Source organism: Rossellomorea sp. GAMAL-10_SWC, assembly GCF_049568075.1.
In the GTDB taxonomy this organism is placed as follows: Bacteria; Bacillota; Bacilli; order Bacillales; family Bacillaceae_G; genus Gottfriedia.
In genome coordinates this window covers 1175461-1197558 of the sequence record NZ_CP144911.1, presented here as the reverse complement: position 1 = coordinate 1197558, position 22098 = coordinate 1175461, and the positions used below count along the sequence as shown (strand labels likewise).

Below are 22098 nucleotides of genomic sequence, written 5' to 3'. Positions count from 1 at the left end.
CTCCTTATAGATTTCCTCGAAGTTCTTGCTCGCGCTCGATTGATTCGAATAATGCTTTAAAGTTACCATCACCAAATCCTCTAGCACCTTTACGTTGAATAATTTCAATAAATAAAGTTGGTCGGTCAACGATAGGACGAGTGAAAATTTGTAATAAATACCCTTCATCATCACGGTCAACTAAAATCTTTAATTCTCTTAATTTCTCAATATCTTCATCAATTTTTCCAACGCGCTCTGTTAACATATCATAGTACGTATCTGGTGTTTTTAAGAATTCTACACCTAAAGCTCTAAGCTTAGTAACTGTATCAACAATATCTTCAGTTAATAAAGCAATATGTTGTACGCCTGGTCCATTGTTATAGTCTAAGTACTCTTGAATTTGTGATTTCTTTTTACCTTCAGCTGGTTCATTAATTGGGAATTTAATTCTGCTTCCATTTGTCATAACTTTTGACATTAATGCAGAATACTCAGTACTAATATCGTCATCATCAAAATGGATCATTGATTGGAATCCCATTACATTTTCATAATAAGAAACCCATTCTTCCATTCTTTCAACGTTACCAACTACATGGTCTAATGCGATTAGTCCTGTTTCATTTACAGGAATTGTGAAAGCACGATCTTTATATCCTGGTAAGAAAGGACCATTGTAATCGCCTTTTTCAATTAATGTGTGAATTGTATCACCATAAGTTCCGATTACAGCTTTTTTAACTGTTCCATACTCATCGCTAACTTCAGTTGGAGGTAAAATTTTAATTGCTCCACGGCTTACTGCACCTTGATACGCTGCTTCGATATCATCTACTAATAAAGCGATATCTTTAACACCATCGCCATGTTTTTTAATGAAGTCAGCAATTTTAGAATCTTCTTTTAAAGTTCCAGTAATAACTAGACGGATCGTACCATTTTTTAATACGTAAGAAACTTTATCACGTACTTTAGTTTCTAAACCAGAGTATGCTACTGGTGTAAATCCAAAAGTGTTTGCGAAGAAATAAGCTGTTTGTTTCGCATTCCCTACATATAATTCTAAATGATGCACATCTGATACTGGAAAAACATCATAGCTTGTATTTGTTTGTTTTAATTCATCTTGTTTCATTTTAATTTCCCCCTATAAATTACGATTTTTGTAAAGAAAAGAAAAAACTATGTAAGAGCGTTAAGTAAACGCTTACAAAACAAATAAACCGCATAAAAAAAATTCTTAACAAGGATGACAATTCGCCAAGAATACCATTTAGAAATATATAGGAATTTCCCTAACGAACACACAACCTTTACTACTATATTAATGTAATCATCGTTTTATGAATCGATTTTACATTTATATAGTGGTCTCTAAAATAAATATTTCTACACTTCTTTTTAAATTCCTTCAAAAAATTTTCAATTTAATAAATTTTTTGTCGTTTCTTAATTTTATAACGATCGTATTAATTCGTTTTGCTTTTCTTTATATGATTTCCGCCCCATGCACATAAGAGATCCAAAATTGGTTTCATTGATTTACCGTATTCATTTAATTCGTATTCCACTTTAGGTGGAATTTGATCATAAGCAATACGATTAATTAGACCATCTGCCTCTAACTCTCTTAATTGCTGTGTCAACATTTTTTGAGTTATTTTAGGCATCAGTTTTCTAAGCTCATTCGTTCTTTTTTTACCAGTTTCTAAATGGCAAAGTATGATACATTTCCACTTACCACCTATTACCTCAATCGCTGCTTCAATCGGCATATTATATTCTTTCATATATCCTCCATCATTGCTAATTACTATTTAATTAAAATTAAAGTTATTTTACTCAACTTTTTTAGTACAAATGAAAACTTCAAATATCACCATATATTGTGGATATATAACTATTGTCCTAACAATGATTTTGCAGTCAACAGTAAATGTTCATAAAATATAGCATACAAATAATTTATAGTTCAAATATTTATCAGTTATAAAAAGCCCAAACTTAGTTCTATAGACTCGGTTGATCCAAAAAGTTTTATAGGCACTTTTTAGTACGTACTTTATTTTAAGATCGTTATCATTCATAATTACAAACATAATTTATTCAAAAAGGAGTGGAAACAATATGTTTATCATTCATGGTAGTTCTAGGGAAAACGGAAATACAGAGCAACTAACAAATCTCATTACAAAAGATGTTGCCAAGACGGAGGTACAATTACGTCATAAACATATAAAGGCAATTAACGACCAAAGACATGAGCCAAATGGCTTCCAACCAATTCATGATGATTACGAGGAAATTGTTAAAGAAATGCTAGAGCATGATACGATTATTTTTTCAACACCTTTATATTGGTATGGAATGAGTGGATACATGAAAAACTTTATTGATCGTTGGTCTCAAAGTCTTCGTAATAAAGATCTACAATTCGCTGAAAAAATGAAAAACAAAAAAATGTATGTCGTAATTGTTGGTGGCGATCAGCCAAAAATTAAAGCACTACCATTAATTTTACAATTTAAACATATTTTCGAATTTGTTGGAGCAACACTTGAAGGACATATTATTGGTACCGGAAATTCACCTGGAGCAATATTGGAAGATCAATTAGCCATTCAGCAAGCCCAATTGCTAAACACAACACTAAAAAATAAGTAAGTACAACTAGAAGGAGCAAGACCTTGATTCCATTTTTACAACATAACCCAACTAAATTATGGTTTGGGAAAAATCAAATTGAACAATTAGCAAATGAAGTACAAGAATATCATCGTATACTTGTCGTTTATGGTGGTGGTAGTATTAAAAAAAATGGCGTATATGATGACGTAATGAACCAACTAAGTGGTAAAACGATTTTTGAGCTTTCTGGCGTTGAACCAAACCCTAGACTAACAACTGTGCAAAAAGGAATTCAAATTTGTAAAGATAACAAAATTGATTTTATTTTAGCAGTAGGCGGCGGCAGTGTAATCGATTGTGTTAAAGCAATCGCAATTGGCGTTCCATTCGAAGGAGATGTGTGGGATCTTATTACTAGAAAATCCCAACCAACAAGTGCAACTCCTTTTGGTACTGTTTTAACTTTAGCAGCAACTGGATCAGAAATGAACTGCACATCAGTCATATCTAATATGGAAGTAAATGAAAAAAGAGGATGGAGTAACCCATTCGTTTTTCCTAAATTTTCAATTTTAGACCCTACTTATACATTCTCGGTACCAATCGATCAAACAATCTATGGAATTGTTGATATTATGTCACATGCATTAGAGCAATATTTCCACCGTGCTAGCAATACACCTATGATTGACCGCTTTATCGAAAGTTTATTAATTACTGTAATCGAAGCTGGTGGAAAGCTTGTTAAGGATTTAGAAAACTATGAATTACGTGAAACAATTATGTACGCTGGAACAACAGCCTTTAATGATACGTTATTAAACGGTACAGATGGCGGCGACTGGGCATCACATCAGATTGAACATGCAGTATCTGCCATTTACGATATTCCACATGGCGGTGGATTAGCAATCATATTCCCTAACTGGTTAAGTCACTGCTTAGACTATGATCCAAGCAGAATTAAAATGCTAGCAACAAATGTTTTTGGAATTTCTGAAGAAGGAAAAACAACAAAGCAAGTTGCAGAAGAAGGGATCCAAGCACTAAGAAGTTTTTGGAACGCAATCGGTGCACCAAACCGTTTAGCAGATTATCAAATTGACGACTCACGTCTAGACGAGTTAGTAGAAAAATCATTCGTAAAACCAGTAGTTGGTGGTTACAAAATTTTGGATAAAGAAAGTGCACGAGATATTTTAGTTCGTTCTCTTTAATGATGGAAAAAACCTTGCATTAAGCGAGGTTCTTTTTTCAGTATGTGTGTGATAGTTGATCTTTATTGTTCTGAACCAATACCCTATTGGTTCGATTTATTAAGTTTTTTGATTACTATCTGCTGTTTTATATTTTTTGGATGTTTCTTGTTGGCTTATTTGCAGTTATATTGGTTTTAATTGCTGTTTTGCTAATTTTATTTGCAGTTCAAATTTATTTGCAGTTTCACAGACTTTAATTACATCTATCCATGATTTTATTGGCGACTTCACTGACCTTATTTGCACTCACTAATTTTCTTTGCACTTAGCTTTACTAATTATATTTGCAATTTCAAATCTAGCTGCTACTTACCTAAATTTACTGCAATCTTCTAATCAAAAACAAAAAAAGAACCCACTAAAAGGTTCTCAATTAAAATTGCATTTCTACCCAATTAAGTTCATTAATATGGTGATCTACAACGTTACAACACATATTCGGATTAATCGTATCGACATGTGAAATTGTAATAGAAGACATTGAAACCGAATATTTAACTGTATCAACAATGCTCATATTATTCATATAGCCATATCCGATCCCAGCAACTAAAGCATCTCCCGCTCCTGTTACATTCACGACTGAAACTCCATCGGCTTGGATAATACCTTCTTCTATTCCGTTATTATAATAAATTCCTTCTGCATCTAAACTAATGAAAACATTTGTTACGCCTAATTCTCTAAAATATCGGCCAGCTTTTCGTACATCTTCAACTGATGTAATTTCATTTCCCCATAGCACTTCAGCTTCATGACGATTTGGTTTAATCGTATGAAAATATTGAATATAATCTCTTATTTTTGAAGCTTTTGAAGCAGAAACTGGATCTAAAATAAATTTTGTTTCATTATGGAAATTTGTTAATAAATAAGCCAAAATATTTGGATTATCCGCGTCAACTACCATATATTCAGCATTTCGAATAACCTTTGCTTTGGAGTCTATAAACTCCTTTGTAAAATTGTTTGTAATATCTAAATCTACTACTGCAGAGACCATTTCTCCGCTTTCATTTAATATGGCTAAATAGGTTGGGGTAGATTCACCTTTAATAATTAACGTGTCTTCCATATCTATGTTCATATTTTTTGCGTGATTTAACATGTTGATTCCATTGATATCATCACCAATGACTGAAATAAACTTTGTATTTAAGTTGATCTTTGCCATATTTTCTGCAATATTACGGCAAACACCACCAAACGATACTTTCACACTGCCTGGATTTGAATCATATGGACGATAATTTTTTTTCGTAAACCCGATAATATCACATATCGAAACACCAAATACTAATATATATGGATTAGAAGGAATTGTCATTTTGTCAGTCCTTTCATTTTAAACTGAAAGAAAAATAAATTGTTTTGATTAACTAATTATACCAGTATAATATATTTTTTATAAAGTATTTTTTTGAACTTATTTTCATAATTAATTTCTTTTTTATTATTGACTAAAATTATTTTTAAGTATAATATTTATTCTTACGTTTAAAAAATATATTTTTTACGTGGTTCGAGAACCTCCCACGAAAAAAAACTAAGGAGAAACAAAATGAAGTTAAAGACAATTACTGTTAATGGAGTATTTGCTGCACTTTATATTGCAGTTACGTACTTTATTCAACCGTTCGGGTTTACGAATGTACAGTTTCGTGTATCCGAAATTTTTAACCACTTAGTCGTATTTAATAAAAAGTACATATATGGAGTAGTTTTAGGAGTTATATTAGCTAATTTTTTCTTTTCTCCAATAATGGCATATGATTTAGTCTTTGGTGTTGGCCAATCGATTATTTCATTATTAATTACAATTGCAACGTCAAAATTTATAAAAGGTATTATACCGAGAATGATTGTTAACACGGTTGTATTTACGATTACTATGTTCTTAATCGCAATCGAATTAAAACTAGCATTTCATTTACCTTTCCCTATGACTTATTTAACTACAGCCATTGGTGAATTTGTAGTGATGGTTATTGGTATACCGATTATGTACTATTTAAATAAACGAGTAAAATTCGAACATCTTATTTAAGTAAAAAAGAGTTGTTTCTCTATATAGAAACAACTCTTTTTCTTATGTATTATTTGTCTTCTCTTAATAAATAATCATTACCATCTTGATCGTAGAAATTAAACATTGAACCGTATGGCATTTTCATCAGGTCATCAACTTTTACGCCATTTTGTTTCATTTTTTCATAAGCAGCTTCAATATCTGTTGTGCTAAAAAGTACAGATGGATGAGCTATTTTTTCTGGTTTAAATTGTTCCATTGAAGGTTTAGAGTATAGAACTAAAGTAGTAAATTCACTTTCGCTTGGACCTACTTCGATCCATTTAGCATCCGGTCCCATTGGCATTTCTATTTTTAGAACAAACCCCATTTTATTAATCCAAAAATCTTTTGCTTGCTCTTGATCTTCTACATAAACAGTAACTTTACCGATTTTATTAATCATATAAAAATCTCCTCTACTGGTTAATTTTACTACCTATTTATTTTAGCAAAGATAATTCTGCAAAACAAACCGAATAAGTATGAATTTTCACTTCATGTGTATGACTATTTTCCTTTTCCTGTTGAAGCATTTTTATCAAACAATACCATATACTTTTTTGAAACAGTACAAAGTAAGGGGGAATTAATCTTGCCTAATAACATTATTTGGAACGATGTTGATGAATATTTTATCGAAAAACTAATTCCGAATGATCCTATCTTAGAAAATGTATTACTTGCAAATGATCAAGCGGGCCTACCTAGTATCGATGTGTCTCCAACTCAAGGTAAATTACTTTATCTATTAGCAAAAATTAAAGGCGCTAAAAACATTTTAGAAATCGGTACTTTAGGTGGATACAGTAGTATTTGGTTAGCTCGTGCACTTACCGAAGATGGAAAGTTAACAACCTTAGAAATTAGCCATGAGCATGCAAAAGTTGCCAAACAAAATATCATAAAAGCAAATTTGCAAGAAAAAGTAGAAATTATTATAGGAAAAGCGTTAGATACATTACCAACATTAAAAGAATCAAAGCCTTTATTTGATTTCGTATTTATCGATGCCGATAAACCAAATAATCCTCACTATTTAAATTGGGCATTAAAATTAGCAAGTCCAGGCGCTTTAATTATTGTGGATAATGTCGTTCGAAACGGAGAGATAATTTATGAAACGAGTCAAGATGAAAGTGTTAAGGGTGTACGACAATTAATGGATCTATTAGCAACAGACCCTCGTATTGACACTTCAGCAATTCAGACTGTCGGATTAAAAGGATATGATGGTTTTGTGATTGGTGTTGTAAAGTAACATCACAAAATTTACTTTCTTGATATGGGGTTATTTAGCTCTAGGAAAAATATTTCGAGTCCTGGAGAGTACTAAATTTAATTGAATTGGATGCTAAATAAGCAAAAAAGAAGTATGAACAATAAGTAACCGTCCATACTTCTTTACTATTTAAACGCAATAATTGCAGCTTACGGTTGTATACTCCACAGGAGGGGAAGTCTCTAAATCTACCGTAGAAACATTTTTGAAATCAACGATAATTACTTCCCCCTTTTCATTATTTTTTCACAACAGGAATCCACATTTCTCCAAAGACTAAGCCGTTTCGATTTCCCATAATAACCGCTGCGTTTGGCCCACCAACATAGGCAAAATCCTTTACTTCTGGTAATACTTGACCAAAGGCGATGCCAGCAAGATTATTACACAATTCATCAGCTGTATTCCCTTCTCCTTCTACAACTAGGTATTCTCCTTTGGGGAATTGAATATCTCTAGATTCCTCAGGAACTGTTGCCCCAGTCATGACTCCAGCATAATGCATCATCTTATTATTTACAGCTTCGTTCACAGAAAAAATATAGTCATTTGTAGCTATAGCTTTTAAAGCGTTTAATCTACCATCTTCTTTAATAGCCCCCCAGAAGTTTTCCTTTTCTTTGTTGATCCCTACATAATCTGTATAATCGCTTTTAAGTTCAATTCCAATTCCTAAAACTCTAAAACTGTCTTTTTCTTCTAATTTATAATTTGTCATATTAAAAACCTTCCTTTTTTTAAATTTATCAAGCGATTTATTTCATCAGCTGATACGTTTATAATAAACTTAAATCATGTCAAAAAATGATACTGTTTAGGAGATACAGATGAAAAAAGTTGAACGTATTAATATCATCATGCGATATATAAACAATCGTGCTAAGTTTACAATCTCAGAAATCATGCAAGAATTTAACATCTCCCGTTCAACTGCTTTAAGAGATGTCAAAGAAATTGAAGCGATGGGAATGCCTCTTGTCGCTGAAGTTGGAAGAGATGGGGGTTATTTTGTTCTAAACAACTCTGTCCTCCCAACTGTTCGCTTTACAGATAATGAAATAAAAGCGCTATTTATTGCATTTATGGCCACAAGAAATAAACAACTTCCTTATCTAAAAAGTCGTCAATCTTTAACAGAAAAATTACTTGGTCTGATCTCTGAAAATCAACAAGATGAACTTGTTCATTTGAATCAAATATTGCTTTTTGAAGGGACCAATCCAAAAAATCCCGACTTACTTGATCTATCAGACTTACCTCATCCAATGCTAGAAAAACTAATCCAAGTCCTTCTATTGGATACTTGTTTATTGATTACCGTCAAAGAAGAGTTTGCATCCATTTCTTATCCGATTTATCTTTTGCATCTATATCATGACAAAGGCTTTTGGCTAATTGAAGGTTTTGACTTGGTGGATGAAAAGAAAAGGATTTTTCCTGTCGATCATCTTATTGATGTCATACCACACCATACAAAAAAAAGATTAAGTAAAAAAATAATACTAGAAAAACTAAGTAAACAAGAAGAAGAAATTAATCTTATCGTTGAACTTGGTCCGATGGCGATTGCTCAGTTTAAAAAGTACCATCCTTTAAAAGTCTCAATTTCCTATACAAATCCATACCAATCCACAGCCATTCTAAGAACTTATATAAATGTTAAAAATTCTGGAGAATTAACCGAGTTTACAAATTGGTTACTATATTTAGGTGAAGATATCAAGATAAGGAAAATTCCAGAAGATGTCTTAGAAAGTTTCCAAAAAAGAATAAACTTATTCTGCCCATAAGCAGTATCGTTGAAAATATTTGTGGTAGGCAATACTATTAAGAATGCCCATTTTTTAATTTTTGTATCAAAATGCTTAAAAACAACGAACTGCAAATAAAGTCTGAAAATCGCAAATAAATATAGCTAAACTACAATTAAAAAACAGATAATCGCAATTAAAATTAGTGAAACTGCAATTAAATCTCGAAGAATCGCAAATAAAGTAAAAAATTACCTATACCAGTTAAGGTATTCCGACTTGAAACTAGCTACTTTCAATTGGAAAATTTGCAAATACGCTCTACTTCAAACTAATCGAATAAAAAACAGATATAACCCTGCTAAAATTTATAAAAAGAATCGACTTCTCAAATGGGGAGAGCTTCAGAAATACCTCTCACTACCTTATTAAAATTAGCAAATAAAAAAAGTGCTGTAGTCCCATATTCAGTTAACCTGATTCATGGGACTACAGCACTTTTAAAATTACATAACACGCTTAAACATTTTCTCTAACTCATATGAACTAAAATGGATAACGATTGGTCGACCGTGAGGACATGTAAATGGATTACTTGATTTTCTCAACGATTCTAATAGATTAAAAATTTCATCGTTTGTTATATATTGATTTGCTTTTATTGACGCCTTACAGCTCATCATGATTGCTTTTTCTTCACGCAGTTTTTTTATATTAATTGTTCCGCGTTTTAATAGTTCTTGAATCATTTCATCAATTAATGTATCCTCTTGGCCTTCTGGAAACCAATTTGGATGTTCACGAATGACATAACTATTCGATCCGAACTTCTCGATAAATAATCCAACTTCTTGAAGTTCATCTTGGTATTGGTCTAATAAAATAGCTTGCTCTGGTGAAACATCAAATGTGATTGGAATTAATAAAGTTTGTAGTTCTGATGCAACTTCCCCAATTTTTTCCTTAAAATATTCATAGTAAACACGTTCCTGTGCGGCATGTTGGTCAATTAAATATAATCCTTTTTCATTTTGAGCAATAATATACGTCCCGTGCATTTGCCCGATTGGATATAAAGGAGGTAGTTGGTCTATATTTTGCTCATCATATACTTCTTCATTCACAATGACTGTTTCTTCTATATTTGATTGGTCGTCTTCATTTACAATATTTGAATATCCTACGTCTTTTTTAGATTCATGTTTTTCAAAATAAAGACTCTCATAATCGGTTGGAGTTGATGAATCAAATTGAGTAAATGAATCGAATTCAGTTGTATTTTCTTCCTTTATTGTTTCATTAGTCTCATTGGAATAATTCGAATTAGTAGTAAAACGATCTTGAAGCGAGAATGGTAATTTCTTTTCTACGTCTTCTTTTATCGAAGAATGTTCGAATGAAAATGTTGATTGTTCACTAAATATTTTTTCCTTTGGAACTGTTGACTTTATTTCTGGAATTAGGGAACGACCTCTAAAAACTTTTTTTATACTTTCGGTAATTAATGTAAATAATTGATCCTCTTTACTAAAACGAACTTCTTGTTTAGTTGGATGAACATTTACATCGACTAATTGAGGGTCCATTTTAATAAATAACGAAACGATTGGAAAACGGCCAATTGGTAGCAAAGTATGATAGCCTTCGCTAATTGATTTGTTTACGCCATAGTGTTTTACATATCTTCCATTTACATAAAGTGAAATATAGTTTCTAGTTGCTCGTGTATATTCAGGCATGGATAAATAGCCTTCAATTTGAAAGTCTAATGACTCGCCTTTAAAATGAACCATGTTTTTTGCAATTTGTAGACCGTATAATGATGCAAGAATCTGTCTTGCGTCGCCATTTCCATTACTACGGAACATTAATTTATCATTATGTTTCAAATCAAAAGCGATTTGTGGATTTGCTAAAGCCAATCGATAGACAACGTCTGTCACATTACTTAATTCTGTTTGAACGGTTCTCATATATTTTAATCTAGCTGGTGTATTAAAAAATAAATTTGAAACTTCAATACTTGTCCCTTTTGATTTAGCAATTTCTTTTTGGGATTGCAATACGCCACCTTTTAAAATTGTTTCAATTCCAGGTCCGTCTTCAGTTGATGTTTTTACTGTAACATAACTAACAGATGCAATACTCGGTAATGCTTCACCTCGGAAGCCTAATGTACGTATTCGAAACAAGTCATTCTCATCTTTTATTTTACTAGTTGCATGGCGCTCAAATGCAAGTACACTATCTTCCTTTGTCATCCCTTCGCCATTATCACTTACAAAAATTCGTGAGAGTCCACCGTCGTTAATTTCGACTGTAATACGTGTACTAATCGCATCAATTGCATTCTCAAGTAATTCCTTTACAACTGATGCAGGACGTTCTACAACTTCACCTGCCGCTATTTGATTGGCTAAAATCTCATCTAACTTCTGTATCTTTGACATTAGTGAACCTCCTCTCTAAATAAATGCACTAATCAATAAAAAAAGGTATAGTACATTAAGCTATTATCATAATTTTAATTATTAATAAAAAGAAAGGCCAATTGGCCTTCTTTTATTTTTTAACTTGCTTTTGAAGTTCATATAATAAATTAAATGCTTCCATAGGATTTAATTCTAGTATGTTTATTCCTTTTAATTGATCAATGACAGGATGGTTTTTAACAACTTCTTTAACTACCGGTTGATGATCGTCAAATAAGCTTAACTGAGATTCAGCATCCTCTTTGTCGGTTGTTTGAACAATTTCTTTTTTCGGTACTTGAATCGTTACAATCTCTTTTTCTGTATTTTCAATTCCTTCTTTAACATAGGAATGATTATTTGATTCTAAATCATTTAATAATTCTTTTGCTCTAATGATTACATCTTTTGGAAGATTTGCTAATTCGGCAACGTGGATACCGTAGCTTTGATCCGCTGCACCTTCAAAGATTTTATGAAGGAATAATACTTTTCCATCTTGCTCTTTTGCTGCAACGTGAATATTTTTCAAAAACTTAAGTTGATTAGCTAATACCGTCAATTCATGATAGTGAGTAGAAAAAAGCGTTTTTGCTCCAATATGATCATGTATATATTCAATCATTGCTTGTGCTAAAGCCATTCCATCATATGTTGAAGTTCCTCTACCAATTTCATCAAATAAGATTAAACTTTTTTCTGTTGCATTCGTGATTGCATAATTAGCTTCTAACATTTCGACCATAAATGTACTCTGCCCAGAAATTAAATCATCTGCAGCACCAATTCTCGTAAATATTTGGTCAAAAATAGGTAATTTCGCGTATTCAGCAGGCACATAGCAACCAATTTGAGCTAATATACTGATTAATGCAACTTGTTTCATATACGTACTTTTACCAGCCATATTAGGTCCTGTAATTAAAAATTGATGAGTATCAACATCGAAATTCGTATCATTCGGAATATACTCTGAACCTAGAATTACCTTTTCAACTACTGGGTGTCTTCCATTCTTCACGATATATTCTCTTTCTTCAGTGAATACTGGTCTTACATATCCATTTTTTTCACTAACTACAGAAAAACTTTGTAAAACGTCAATTTGACTAATTACTTGTCCTAATGTTTGAAGTCTAGATAAATATTGTTTTACTTGTTCTCGAATTGAAATAAATAACTCATATTCCAATCCAATCATTTTTTCTTCAGCTTCAAGAATCATTGTTTCTTTTTCTTTTAGCTCTTCAGTAATAAAGCGTTCTGCGTTCGCTAACGTTTGTTTACGTTCGTAACGACCTTCAGGTATTTGACTAATATTTGATCTAGTTACCTCGATAAAGTAGCCGAAGATTCGATTGTATCCAATTTTTAAGGACTTAATCCCCGTAATTTCTCTTTCTCTTTGTTCTAATTCCATTAGCCAATTTTTACCGTTCTTACTAACAAATCGATATTCATCTAATGTTTTATGAAAGCCATCTTTAATAATGTTTCCTTCTTTAATAGATAAAGGCGCATCTTCAATAATTGCATTCTCTAAAAGCATTTGAAGCTCTTCACATGGATCGATTTGATTGATTAGTTCATCTATCGTTTCATGACTAATTGATTTTAAAGCATGAATAATTGAAGGTATTGTTTGAAGTGAACGTTTTAATTGTAATAAATCTCTTGCATTTACATTACCAAATGAGACTTTACCAGCTAAACGCTCTAAATCATAGACTTCTTTTAATAATTCCTTCAGGTCTTCACGAATAAAATAGTTTTCCATTAACAATTCCACAATCGTCAAACGATGCTCGATTTGTTTCGTACTTACTAGTGGACGTTGAATCCATTTTTTTAGTAATCGTCCACCCATCGCTGTTTTCGTTTCATCTAATAACCAATTCAAAGAACCTTGTTTGTTTTTTGAACGTTGTGTTTCAACTAATTCAAGATTTCTCATCGAATACATGTCCATGTTTAAAAAATCATGTTGATGAATAACGACTATTTCTTGAAGATGAGAAAGTGTTCGTTTTTGTGTTCTCGATAAATAATTTAATAATCTTGCAGCAGTAGCTTTTAAACTAGTTTGATCAATTGATTTTACAACATTTGTAAACTCCTCTGATAAACGATCGTTCTCCTCGAAAGAAACGGTAATTGAAAAGCTTTTTTCTAATGTTTGAATCGCTTTAGAAGAAAAATCTTCATTTACAACAACTTCTTTTGTGCCAGTTGCTGCAATTTTTAAAACTGCTTCTTCAATTGAACCACTAAGTAATAAAGCATTGCCCTCACCAGTCGTCAAATCGATCCAAGCTAAAGCATATGAACTTGGTGTTACTTCTGATAATGTTGAGATATAATGATTTTGCTTTTCATCAATCGATCTACCCTCCATTTGCGTCCCTGGAGTAATCAGCTGAACAACCTCTCTTCGAACTACTCCTTTTGCGACCGTTGGATCTTCGACTTGTTCACAAATAGCTACTTTATATCCTTTTTCAACTAATTGTTCTATATATCCAGCCGCAGAATGGAATGGTACTCCACACATTGGAATTCGTTCTTCAGTTCCTCCTGCTCGACCGGTTAAAGTAATTTCTAAAACTTGTGATGCCTTAATTGCATCCTCAAAAAACATTTCATAAAAATCACCAAGTCTAAAAAACAAAAATGCATCTTGGTAATTTTTCTTTATATTTAAATATTGCTCAATCATTGGCGTATAAGTTGCCATTCTATCCTCTCCATCAAAAAACATTCTTCGCATATTATATCACATTTTGCGAAAAGGCTTAGAAAGTTCGAAAGTTAAGAAAAAGAAAACTTTTGATTGATTGGACAATAAAATCTTTATAAATAAAAAAGCTAGGAAGTATCACCTTCCTAGCCTAGCTTACTCTTCTTCGCCCTCTAAAACAAAATCTGGATCTAAATCTTCAAACTCATCATCTACATCAAAGAACTCGTCATCGTCGTGTACACCATGTGGTGCAACAAGTACGACAATTTTCGTTTCACCTACAACTTCAACTAATACTTCTTTCTCTACAGTTACAATAAATCGATTTCCATTTGGAGAAATAATTGCATCTAAACAATTTGGATGTTTTAATGATCTAGCAATCACTTCACAATCTTCGCCAGTAAAGTTTTCATCTCTGTGTCTTAACTTTACTACTTCAGTATACTTAACAGACTCAGGAACTACTTCTGTTTTCGTATTGTCGCCATAGGAGTACCAAATATTAATATCATATTTTCCAGATACTTCTACTCCATCCTTACATTTTTTTGCATCATATACATGGTTAATAACCCAGCAGCCTAAAATACTTGATGGAGTATGATTTGGTGTAATTGTATGTGTGACTTTGTTATATTTCTTGCCTCTTCCTACGACTGCCTTCGTTATAATCTCTCTATGTTCGCGTTCAGACATAGGTGTGACCCTCCTCGTTCCATTTTCATTTCATTCTATGCGTGACATATGCGGAATGTGTTAATGACATGAAAATTCTTTTATACAAGTTAAAAAAACATGTGATGATAAATTGTATGACGACAGCCCAATAAAGTTGACTCTAAATTGAAGAATTTAAAAAATAAACATAAAAATTATGATATTTAGGCTATTTAGTAATTACTTTATTAGCTTTACATAAAAAAAAGACTCGGGGCAGCAAAATTAATTGCTTCCTTGAGTCTTTTTTTATTAATGGCTGCAGCTATCTGTTTTGCAAGCATCCGGTCCATGTGCTACTTTAGAACCTGTCTCACCGCTTAATAAGTTACCACCTGTTGACTTAATGATTTCGTCTGTCACACCATTTGAGATCGTGTGAGCGATTAATTGAAGTAAATCATTAACTTCTACTTGAGAAGATTGAAACTCTTGTACAACTGGAATTGTTTCAAGTTTTTCATTTAATTCATCAAGCTCTTGTTCAACTTTTTTAAGTGCTTCTTTCTTGCCCCAGTGCTCTAAATTAACTGCTTGTTTTTGTAATGACTTAATTTCTTCAATATAAGCTCTTACAGTTTCACTCTCGTTAATTTGCGCTTCAGCTCGTTTAAAAAAGTCTACTTCTTCAGTTTCAGAAATCATTACTGCTAATTCTTTTGCACGTTCAACGATATCAGTTTTTGTATATTTTCCCATTATAGCACCTCTACTGTTTCTTCTACTAATTCTCCATCTAATGACCATGTTTTAGCTTTTGTAACTTTTACTTTAACAATTTGACCAACGATTGATTTAGGACCTCTAAAGTTTACAAGTTTATTATAAGGAGTATACCCAGCTAGTACATCAGGGTTTTTCTTGCTTTCTCCTTCTACTAATACTTCAAGTATTTGGCCTTCAAAACGTTTATTAAATTCAGCAGATTTTTCATTTACAAGAGTGTTAAGTCGTTGTAATCTTTCCTTTTTCACACTCTCTGGTACATTATCTACCATTTTTGCAGCCGGTGTACCTTCACGTGGTGAATAAATGAATGTAAATGCTAAATCAAAACCAACTTCTTCATATAATGTCATCGTTTCTTCGAATTGCTCATCCGTTTCATTTGGGAATCCAACAATGATATCTGTTGTAAATGAAATTTGTGGCATTGCAGTTTTTAATTTTCTTACAAGTTCTAAGTATTGTTCACGATCATATTTACGTGACATTAGTTTTAGAACTTCAGAGCTACCAGATTGAACTGGTAAATGAATATGTGGCATTAAGTTGCCACCTTTTGCTAATACTTCAATTAAATGATCATCAAAATCACGTGGATGACTTGTTGTAAAACGAACACGTGGGATGCCAATTTTACGAATTTCATCCATTAAATGACCTAATCCATATTTACCATCATCTAAGTCTTTACCATAAGCATTAACATTTTGACCTAATAAAGTAACTTCTTTATAGCCCAGTCTAGCTAATTCACGTACTTCATTGATGATATCCTCTGGTTGACGACTACGTTCTTTACCGCGTGTGTAAGGAACAATACAGTACGTACAGAATTTATCACAGCCATACATAATATTAACCCAAGCTTTAATTTCTCCACGACGTACTTTTGGAAGGTTCTCGATTACATCCCCTTCTTTTGACCATACTTCAATAACCATTTCTTTACTAAACATCGCTTCTTGAATAATAAATGGTAATCTATGAATATTATGTGTACCAAATACCATATCTATAAATGAATGTTTTTGTAAAATTCGATTAACAACTGCTTCTTCTTGAGACATACAACCACAAATTCCAATTAATAGATCTGGTCTTTGAAGTTTTAACGGTTTTAAGTGACCAATTTCACCAAAAACTTTATTTTCAGCATTTTCTCGAATTGCACATGTGTTTAATAGAATAATATCAGCATCTTCAACTGATGTAGCTACTTCATAACCCATCGTCGTTAAAATACCTGCCATAACTTCTGTGTCATGTTCATTCATTTGACAGCCATAAGTACGGATTAAGAATTTCTTACCTACACCTGAATTTCTCATTTCTTCAGGAATTTCGAAACCACGATCATAAGTAACTTCTTCTTTACCACGACGCTTAGCATCAGCCAAAGATGGAGCTTGGTAAACTTTTTCAAAATATTTACTATAATCTTTATCGTTTTTATCTTTTGAATTATTTATATTAGTGCCTTGAAGGCGTTGTTGTTCATTCATGAAACAATCTCCTTTCTTCTCGAGCGTCCACACATTACTTAAGTATATAACGTTATTCTACAATATACAATGTACGTTACGCAAAAAAGAAAGCCGATAATAGTAGTATATTTGAATAATTTTATTCAATTTTATAAAAACAATTCTTTAAATAATAAAGCGCTTTAATTACTAATAGAAGAATGTTGATTTCTAATAACGGTCCTCACTCTTGGAACCGTCACCCGAGCCTCCTCGAAATCTAAAAAGCACCTTTTTCAACATAAAAAGAGAATCCATCATGGATCCTCTTAAATTAATAATTCTCAGTATGATAACTGTGAGTTCATAAATTACATAAAAAAATAAAAATATAAGTAGCTCAATAAACAACCTGTCCAGGAAACCATCGTAAAATTCATAACGATGATATTTTCTGACCAACCATATTTGATACCATAGTGAAAATGTATAGGGGCCATTAGAAATAATCTTTTTCTTGTTCTTTTAAAGTAGAAAACTTGAAAAATAACAGAAAACTGTTCAGCTAAATAAATAAAAAACAACATTGGAATCAAGATTTCTACTTTTTCAATGATCGCTAAAAAAGATAAAGAACCACCAATTGCCATTGAACCTGTGTCGCCCATAAAAGCCTTAGCTGGATATAAGTTATAAATTAAAAAACCAGCTAAACTAGCGATCATTATGAGACTAAAAATTTTCACTTCAATATGATCTGAAATCAAAAAAAAGAAAAAGAAGGTAGGGATTGAAACCATACCAAGCAGTCCATCCATCCCGTCAGTAAAATTAATAGCATTAGCTGATCCGACAATAAATAAAGTGATAAGGGCCAAATACACCCATAGTGGTAAAAAGATACTTATAGAATCCGTAATCCGAAAGGTTGTGTCTACTTCAAAAAAATTAATTAATACAATAAGTAAAAAAATAGTAAAAGAAAATTGAAAAACTAGTTTTGTTTTAGCTGATATTCCTCCCGGATCCTGTTTTGATGCTTTCCAAAAGTCATCAAGAAAACCAACGACACTGAATAAAATAAAAGTTCCAACTAAAAAAAGCATAAGTGGACTTGAATAATTAACGAAAGCTACTAAAATACCGATCAAAAATATACTTCCCAGCATTAAAGGAGTTCCCTTTTTATTATGGTGTTCAGCTGGTAACTCCGCTCTTATAGGTTGAGTCAACTTCAATCTTCTTAACGTCGCAATTAAAAAGGGTGAAAGAATACTTACCAAGATAAAAGTAATTAAAGCAGGTACGAGTGAGGATGACAAAATTTTTCTCCTTTCAATTATTTTTATTTAAGAAATTCGATAATATCAAGCGATTTCCTTTATTTTCCTATTTTTTAATTTTAGTATTTATTTAATTGCGGCCAGCAAATAAGAGTTTGGGATTCGCAAATAAAGGGTTCTTCTGTACAAATAAATGATGAAATTTGGCAAATAAACAGTGGTTTGCAAAAAAACTCGAAAATCGCAAATAAATTCAGCAAAACTGCAATTAAAAATACGGAATCGCAAATATAATTAACAAATCTGCAATTAAATCTAGTGGAAGTGCAAATATAACTGAAGTTGAAATTCCTCCCACTTCGTATACAGCAATAATTCAGAACGAAATAAAATGTGAAAACCTCTTCTTATATCCTCGAAATTACTATATTAATATATCGATAACATTAATTTTCCAAATCATATGGTCATATCCCTTTTCCCAATAGTCCTTTAATAAATAATCAGGTTCTCCAAATTTCTTTTTCCAGATTTTTTGGGCATTACAATAACCACTATCTAAACAAAATTCTTCTATCCCTTTTTTCTGTAAAGTAACGTACATATTCTTTAATAGTAAATTTCCAATTCCATTTTTTTGATAGTCCGGATGTACAAATACAGTACCGACCTCAGGTAGCCCTTTTAATGCATGGTTTGTACAATTTAAAATAAGATCACTAGCTGGACCATATTCAATCGAACCAATAATTTTTTCGTTATCAAGAGCTATTAAAAAAAATCGTTTTTCACCATTACTTTCAAAATCATTTTCTAAATAAATTCCTTTTGTTTCGATTTCTTCATTCATACTTTCCACTTGATTGCTAATGCCTTCTTTTGCAAACGTGTCAGTAATCACTATATTAAAAAATTGATTTAACTCTTTCATGTCCTCTATTCTTGGTCTTCTTATTTTAATATTCATCATTAAAAACACTCCTAACTACAAACTACTTCAACATTAATTGGTAGTATCCTTCATAATAAATTGTCGTAAAAAAAAAACTCCTCAAAATTGAGGAGTTTTTCTTTGTATTACATGAATTCAGCAACTAATTTTTCGAATTGTGCTTTTTCTAATTGAAGTTCTGATTCAACTAATGGTTCTTCACTGTATCCAGAAATTAATTGTTGGTATGATTTTTGCTCTTTGTTTTGGTAGATAAGACCAGTTACTAAACCTTTATTTTGCATTAATGTTTGCATAGCCATTTCTTTGTTTGATGGATCATATCCTTCAACATCAGAAAGTTTAACAAGATTTTCTTTAAACCAGTCATATGTGTTTACTTTATTGTAAGTTACACATGGGCTGAATACGTTAATTAAAGAGAAACCTTTGTGGTTAATACCTTGCTCAATTAATGAAGTTAATTCTTTTAAATCACTTGAGAAACTTTGAGCTACGAATGTTCCACCAGCTGTTAATGCCATTTCCATTACTGAAAGTGCAGATTCAACTGAACCTTGTGGCGTACTCTTAGTTTTGAATCCTACATCACTACGAGGTGATGTTTGACCTTTTGTAAGACCATAGATTTGGTTGTCCATTACGATATACGTAATGTCGATGTTACGACGAATTGCATGGATTGTATGACCTAAACCGATAGCGAATCCATCACCGTCACCACCAGAAGCGATAACAGTTAGATCACGGTTAGCCATTTTTACACCTTGTGCAATTGGAAGTGAACGACCATGGATACCATGTAAACCGTAAGAGTTAATATATCCAGAAATACGACCAGAACATCCAATACCAGAAACTACTGCAAGGTTATCAGGTTCTAAACCAACATTTGCTGCTGCACGTTGAATAGATGCTTGTACAGAGAAGTCTCCACATCCTGGGCACCAGTTTGGTTTAATATTATTACGAAATTCTTTAAATGTTGCCATTTAGAACAACTCCTTCCTTGCAAGTATTGTAAATTTCTTTTGGTAAGAAAGGATTTCCATCATATTTTAGTAAGCTTGAAATCTTTTCTGCATGACCACAATTCATTTTGATAATGCTTGCTAATTGACCAGTAGCATTATTTTCAACAACGATTACACGCTTAGCTTTTTTAAGCTCAGGCATTAATTCGTTTGTTGGGAATGGGTGAATTAGACGGATATGAGCATGGTTAACTTTGATACCATCTTGCTCTAAACGAACCATTGCTTCTTCAATCGCACCACGAGTTGAGTTGAAACCAACTAGTAATACATCAGCATCTTCGTGTTTAGAGTTCACTAACACTGGGTTAGGGAATTTTAGGTTATTTAACTTGCGCATACGTTTATCCATTTGTTGATTACGGTTAATTGGTGATTCTGATGGTTTACCCATTTCATCATGCTCAACACCAGTTACGTGGTGAATTCCACCTTTCATACCTGGTACTACACGAGGAGAAACGCCATCTTCAGTCACTTCATAACGTTTGAAGTACTCTTTGTTTTCAGATACAGGTAATTCTTGTTTGTAATCAAACTTACCACGGCGAATTTGTACTTTTTCAAATTGAAGTGGCTCAACAGTTTGTTTACCTAAAGAAAGTTGTAAGTCAGTAATTACGATAACAGGTACTTGGAATTCTTCAGCTACGTTAAACGCTTCCACCATATCGTAGAATCCTTCTTCTACTGTACTTGGAGCGATTACTACTTTCGGAATTTCACCGTGAGTTCCGTAGATCATAGCCATTAAGTCTGATTGCTCTTGTTTAGTTGGAAGACCAGTACTTGGACCTCCACGTTGAGTATCAACAATTACTAAAGGAACTTCAGTTATACCAGAAAGACCGATTGCTTCCATCATTAATGAAAGACCAGGTCCAGCAGATGCTGTTAATGTACGAACACCAGCATAGTTAGCACCGATTGCCATTGTACATGCAGCAATTTCGTCTTCAGTTTGAATAACTGCTCCACCATACTGAGGTAATTTTTTGATTAAGTATTCCATAATTTCAGATGCTGGCGTAATTGGATACGCTGCCATAAAACGAGAACCACCAGCTAATGCACCCATTGCGATTGCATCGTTACCGATTAGGAACATACGTTTTTTACCATCAGCTTCTGATAATTGCATTTTATTTACATTCACGCCAAGCATTTCTCTCATTTCTTCTGCTCCACGTGCGATTGCTTCTATGTTTTTCTCAACAATTTGTTGACCTTTTTTACCAAAAATTTCATCTACAACTTCTCTGAAAACTTCAATTGATAGACCTAAAATTGCACTTGAAGCTCCAACTGCAACCATGTTTTTCATTAATGAAGTACCTAGTTCAGTTGCTAATTCTGTAAATGGAATTGAATAAAGTGTTACGTCAGTTGAATCTGGAATTGTCGGATTAAATTTAGCATCAGCGATTACGATACCGCCTTTGCGTAATTCATAAAAGTTTACATCGATTGTTTCTTGGTCAAATGCTACTAAAATATCTAAGTCATCTGAAATTGCACGAACTTCAGTTGTACTTACACGAATTTTGTTATTAGTGTGACCACCTTTAATACGAGAAGAGAAATGACGATATCCGTATAAGTAGTAACCTAAACGGTTTAACGCAATTGCAAAAATCTCACCTGTACTTTCGATACCTTCACCCTGTTGTCCTCCAACTTTCCACGAAAGTTGTTCAATCATTTCCTACACCCCTTTGAATGCCCTCATTCGTAAT

The 22098-nt window shown here is 32.5% G+C and carries 19 protein-coding genes and 1 riboswitch; of the genes, 5 read left to right on the top strand and 14 right to left on the bottom strand.

The window, feature by feature from the left end:
• Positions 1-4: 4 nt before the first annotated feature.
• Entirely contained in the window at positions 5-1120 is a 1116-nt protein-coding gene (gene hppD, locus V5E38_RS05700; protein WP_069034473.1) for a 4-hydroxyphenylpyruvate dioxygenase, read from the bottom strand.
• A 334-nt stretch (positions 1121-1454) separates the two neighbouring features.
• On the bottom strand, positions 1455-1775 hold the full coding sequence (locus tag V5E38_RS05695; protein WP_097975384.1) for a winged helix-turn-helix transcriptional regulator: 321 nt from the start codon (positions 1773-1775) through the stop codon (positions 1455-1457).
• Positions 1776-2112: 337 nt separating this feature from the next.
• Between V5E38_RS05695 and V5E38_RS05690 the strand changes: the two genes are divergently transcribed.
• Both V5E38_RS05690 and V5E38_RS05685 read left to right on the top strand, forming a co-directional pair.
• Positions 2113-2649, top strand: a complete 537-nt coding sequence (locus V5E38_RS05690; RefSeq protein ID WP_097975385.1) for a flavodoxin family protein — start codon at positions 2113-2115, stop codon at positions 2647-2649.
• A gap of 23 nt (positions 2650-2672) precedes the next feature.
• On the top strand, positions 2673-3830 hold the full coding sequence (locus V5E38_RS05685; RefSeq protein ID WP_499212487.1) for an iron-containing alcohol dehydrogenase: 1158 nt from the start codon (positions 2673-2675) through the stop codon (positions 3828-3830).
• A gap of 415 nt (positions 3831-4245) precedes the next feature.
• Here the strand turns inward: V5E38_RS05685 and V5E38_RS05680 are convergent, their stop codons facing one another.
• Entirely contained in the window at positions 4246-5199 is a 954-nt protein-coding gene (locus V5E38_RS05680) for a carbohydrate kinase family protein (protein WP_499212486.1), read from the bottom strand.
• A gap of 184 nt (positions 5200-5383) precedes the next feature.
• Positions 5384-5428: riboswitch (PreQ1 riboswitch) on the top strand.
• Between the two features lie 5 nt (positions 5429-5433).
• Here V5E38_RS05680 and V5E38_RS05675 point away from each other — a divergent pair.
• Positions 5434-5919: a QueT transporter family protein gene (locus tag V5E38_RS05675; protein ID WP_387324623.1), complete on the top strand. Its 486-nt coding sequence runs from the start codon at positions 5434-5436 to the stop codon at positions 5917-5919.
• Positions 5920-5968: 49 nt separating this feature from the next.
• On the opposite strand, the gene V5E38_RS05670 is transcribed toward V5E38_RS05675, so the two are convergent.
• A complete protein-coding gene (locus tag V5E38_RS05670) occupies positions 5969-6346 on the bottom strand; it encodes a VOC family protein (RefSeq protein ID WP_097975394.1) in 378 nt (125 codons plus the stop codon).
• A 189-nt stretch (positions 6347-6535) separates the two neighbouring features.
• On the opposite strand from V5E38_RS05670, the gene V5E38_RS05665 reads away from it, so the two are divergent.
• Positions 6536-7201: an O-methyltransferase gene (locus tag V5E38_RS05665; RefSeq protein WP_499212485.1), complete on the top strand. Its 666-nt coding sequence runs from the start codon at positions 6536-6538 to the stop codon at positions 7199-7201.
• Between the two features lie 259 nt (positions 7202-7460).
• On the opposite strand, the gene V5E38_RS05660 is transcribed toward V5E38_RS05665, so the two are convergent.
• Complete coding sequence (locus V5E38_RS05660) at positions 7461-7940, bottom strand: GyrI-like domain-containing protein (protein WP_499212484.1); 480 nt, start codon at positions 7938-7940, stop codon at positions 7461-7463.
• Positions 7941-8049: 109 nt separating this feature from the next.
• On the opposite strand from V5E38_RS05660, the gene V5E38_RS05655 reads away from it, so the two are divergent.
• Positions 8050-9012, top strand: coding sequence for a helix-turn-helix transcriptional regulator (locus V5E38_RS05655; protein ID WP_499212483.1), 963 nt, complete (start codon positions 8050-8052; stop codon positions 9010-9012).
• A 467-nt stretch (positions 9013-9479) separates the two neighbouring features.
• Here the strand turns inward: V5E38_RS05655 and mutL are convergent, their stop codons facing one another.
• The 9 genes from mutL to V5E38_RS05610 all read right to left on the bottom strand — a co-directional run bounded on the left by mutL (position 9480) and on the right by V5E38_RS05610 (position 22064).
• Positions 9480-11423: a DNA mismatch repair endonuclease MutL gene (gene mutL / locus V5E38_RS05650; protein ID WP_499212482.1), complete on the bottom strand. Its 1944-nt coding sequence runs from the start codon at positions 11421-11423 to the stop codon at positions 9480-9482.
• 112 nt (positions 11424-11535) lie between these two features.
• Positions 11536-14178 carry a DNA mismatch repair protein MutS gene (mutS, locus tag V5E38_RS05645; RefSeq protein ID WP_499212481.1) on the bottom strand — a complete coding sequence of 881 codons (2643 nt, stop codon included), beginning with the start codon at positions 14176-14178 and terminating at the stop codon, positions 11536-11538.
• 159 nt (positions 14179-14337) lie between these two features.
• On the bottom strand, positions 14338-14883 hold the full coding sequence (gene cotE / locus V5E38_RS05640) for an outer spore coat protein CotE (RefSeq protein WP_069034483.1): 546 nt from the start codon (positions 14881-14883) through the stop codon (positions 14338-14340).
• A 273-nt stretch (positions 14884-15156) separates the two neighbouring features.
• The gene (locus V5E38_RS05635) at positions 15157-15603 is read right to left on the bottom strand and encodes a YlbF/YmcA family competence regulator (protein ID WP_088012874.1); all 447 of its coding nucleotides are present in this window, start codon (positions 15601-15603) and stop codon (positions 15157-15159) included.
• Complete coding sequence (gene miaB, locus V5E38_RS05630; RefSeq protein WP_499212480.1) at positions 15603-17132, bottom strand: tRNA (N6-isopentenyl adenosine(37)-C2)-methylthiotransferase MiaB; 1530 nt, start codon at positions 17130-17132, stop codon at positions 15603-15605. Before miaB ends, V5E38_RS05635 begins: the two co-directional genes overlap by 1 nt.
• A 332-nt stretch (positions 17133-17464) precedes the next feature.
• Entirely contained in the window at positions 17465-18415 is a 951-nt protein-coding gene (gene mraY, locus V5E38_RS05625) for a phospho-N-acetylmuramoyl-pentapeptide-transferase (protein ID WP_499212479.1), read from the bottom strand.
• A 385-nt stretch (positions 18416-18800) separates the two neighbouring features.
• A complete protein-coding gene (locus V5E38_RS05620) occupies positions 18801-19346 on the bottom strand; it encodes a GNAT family N-acetyltransferase (protein WP_499212478.1) in 546 nt (181 codons plus the stop codon).
• Between the two features lie 107 nt (positions 19347-19453).
• Positions 19454-20320 carry a 2-oxoacid:ferredoxin oxidoreductase subunit beta gene (locus tag V5E38_RS05615; protein ID WP_097975411.1) on the bottom strand — a complete coding sequence of 289 codons (867 nt, stop codon included), beginning with the start codon at positions 20318-20320 and terminating at the stop codon, positions 19454-19456.
• Complete coding sequence (locus tag V5E38_RS05610) at positions 20307-22064, bottom strand: 2-oxoacid:acceptor oxidoreductase subunit alpha (protein WP_499212477.1); 1758 nt, start codon at positions 22062-22064, stop codon at positions 20307-20309. The genes V5E38_RS05615 and V5E38_RS05610 overlap by 14 nt, the downstream gene beginning before the upstream one ends.
• Positions 22065-22098 lie beyond the last annotated feature (34 nt).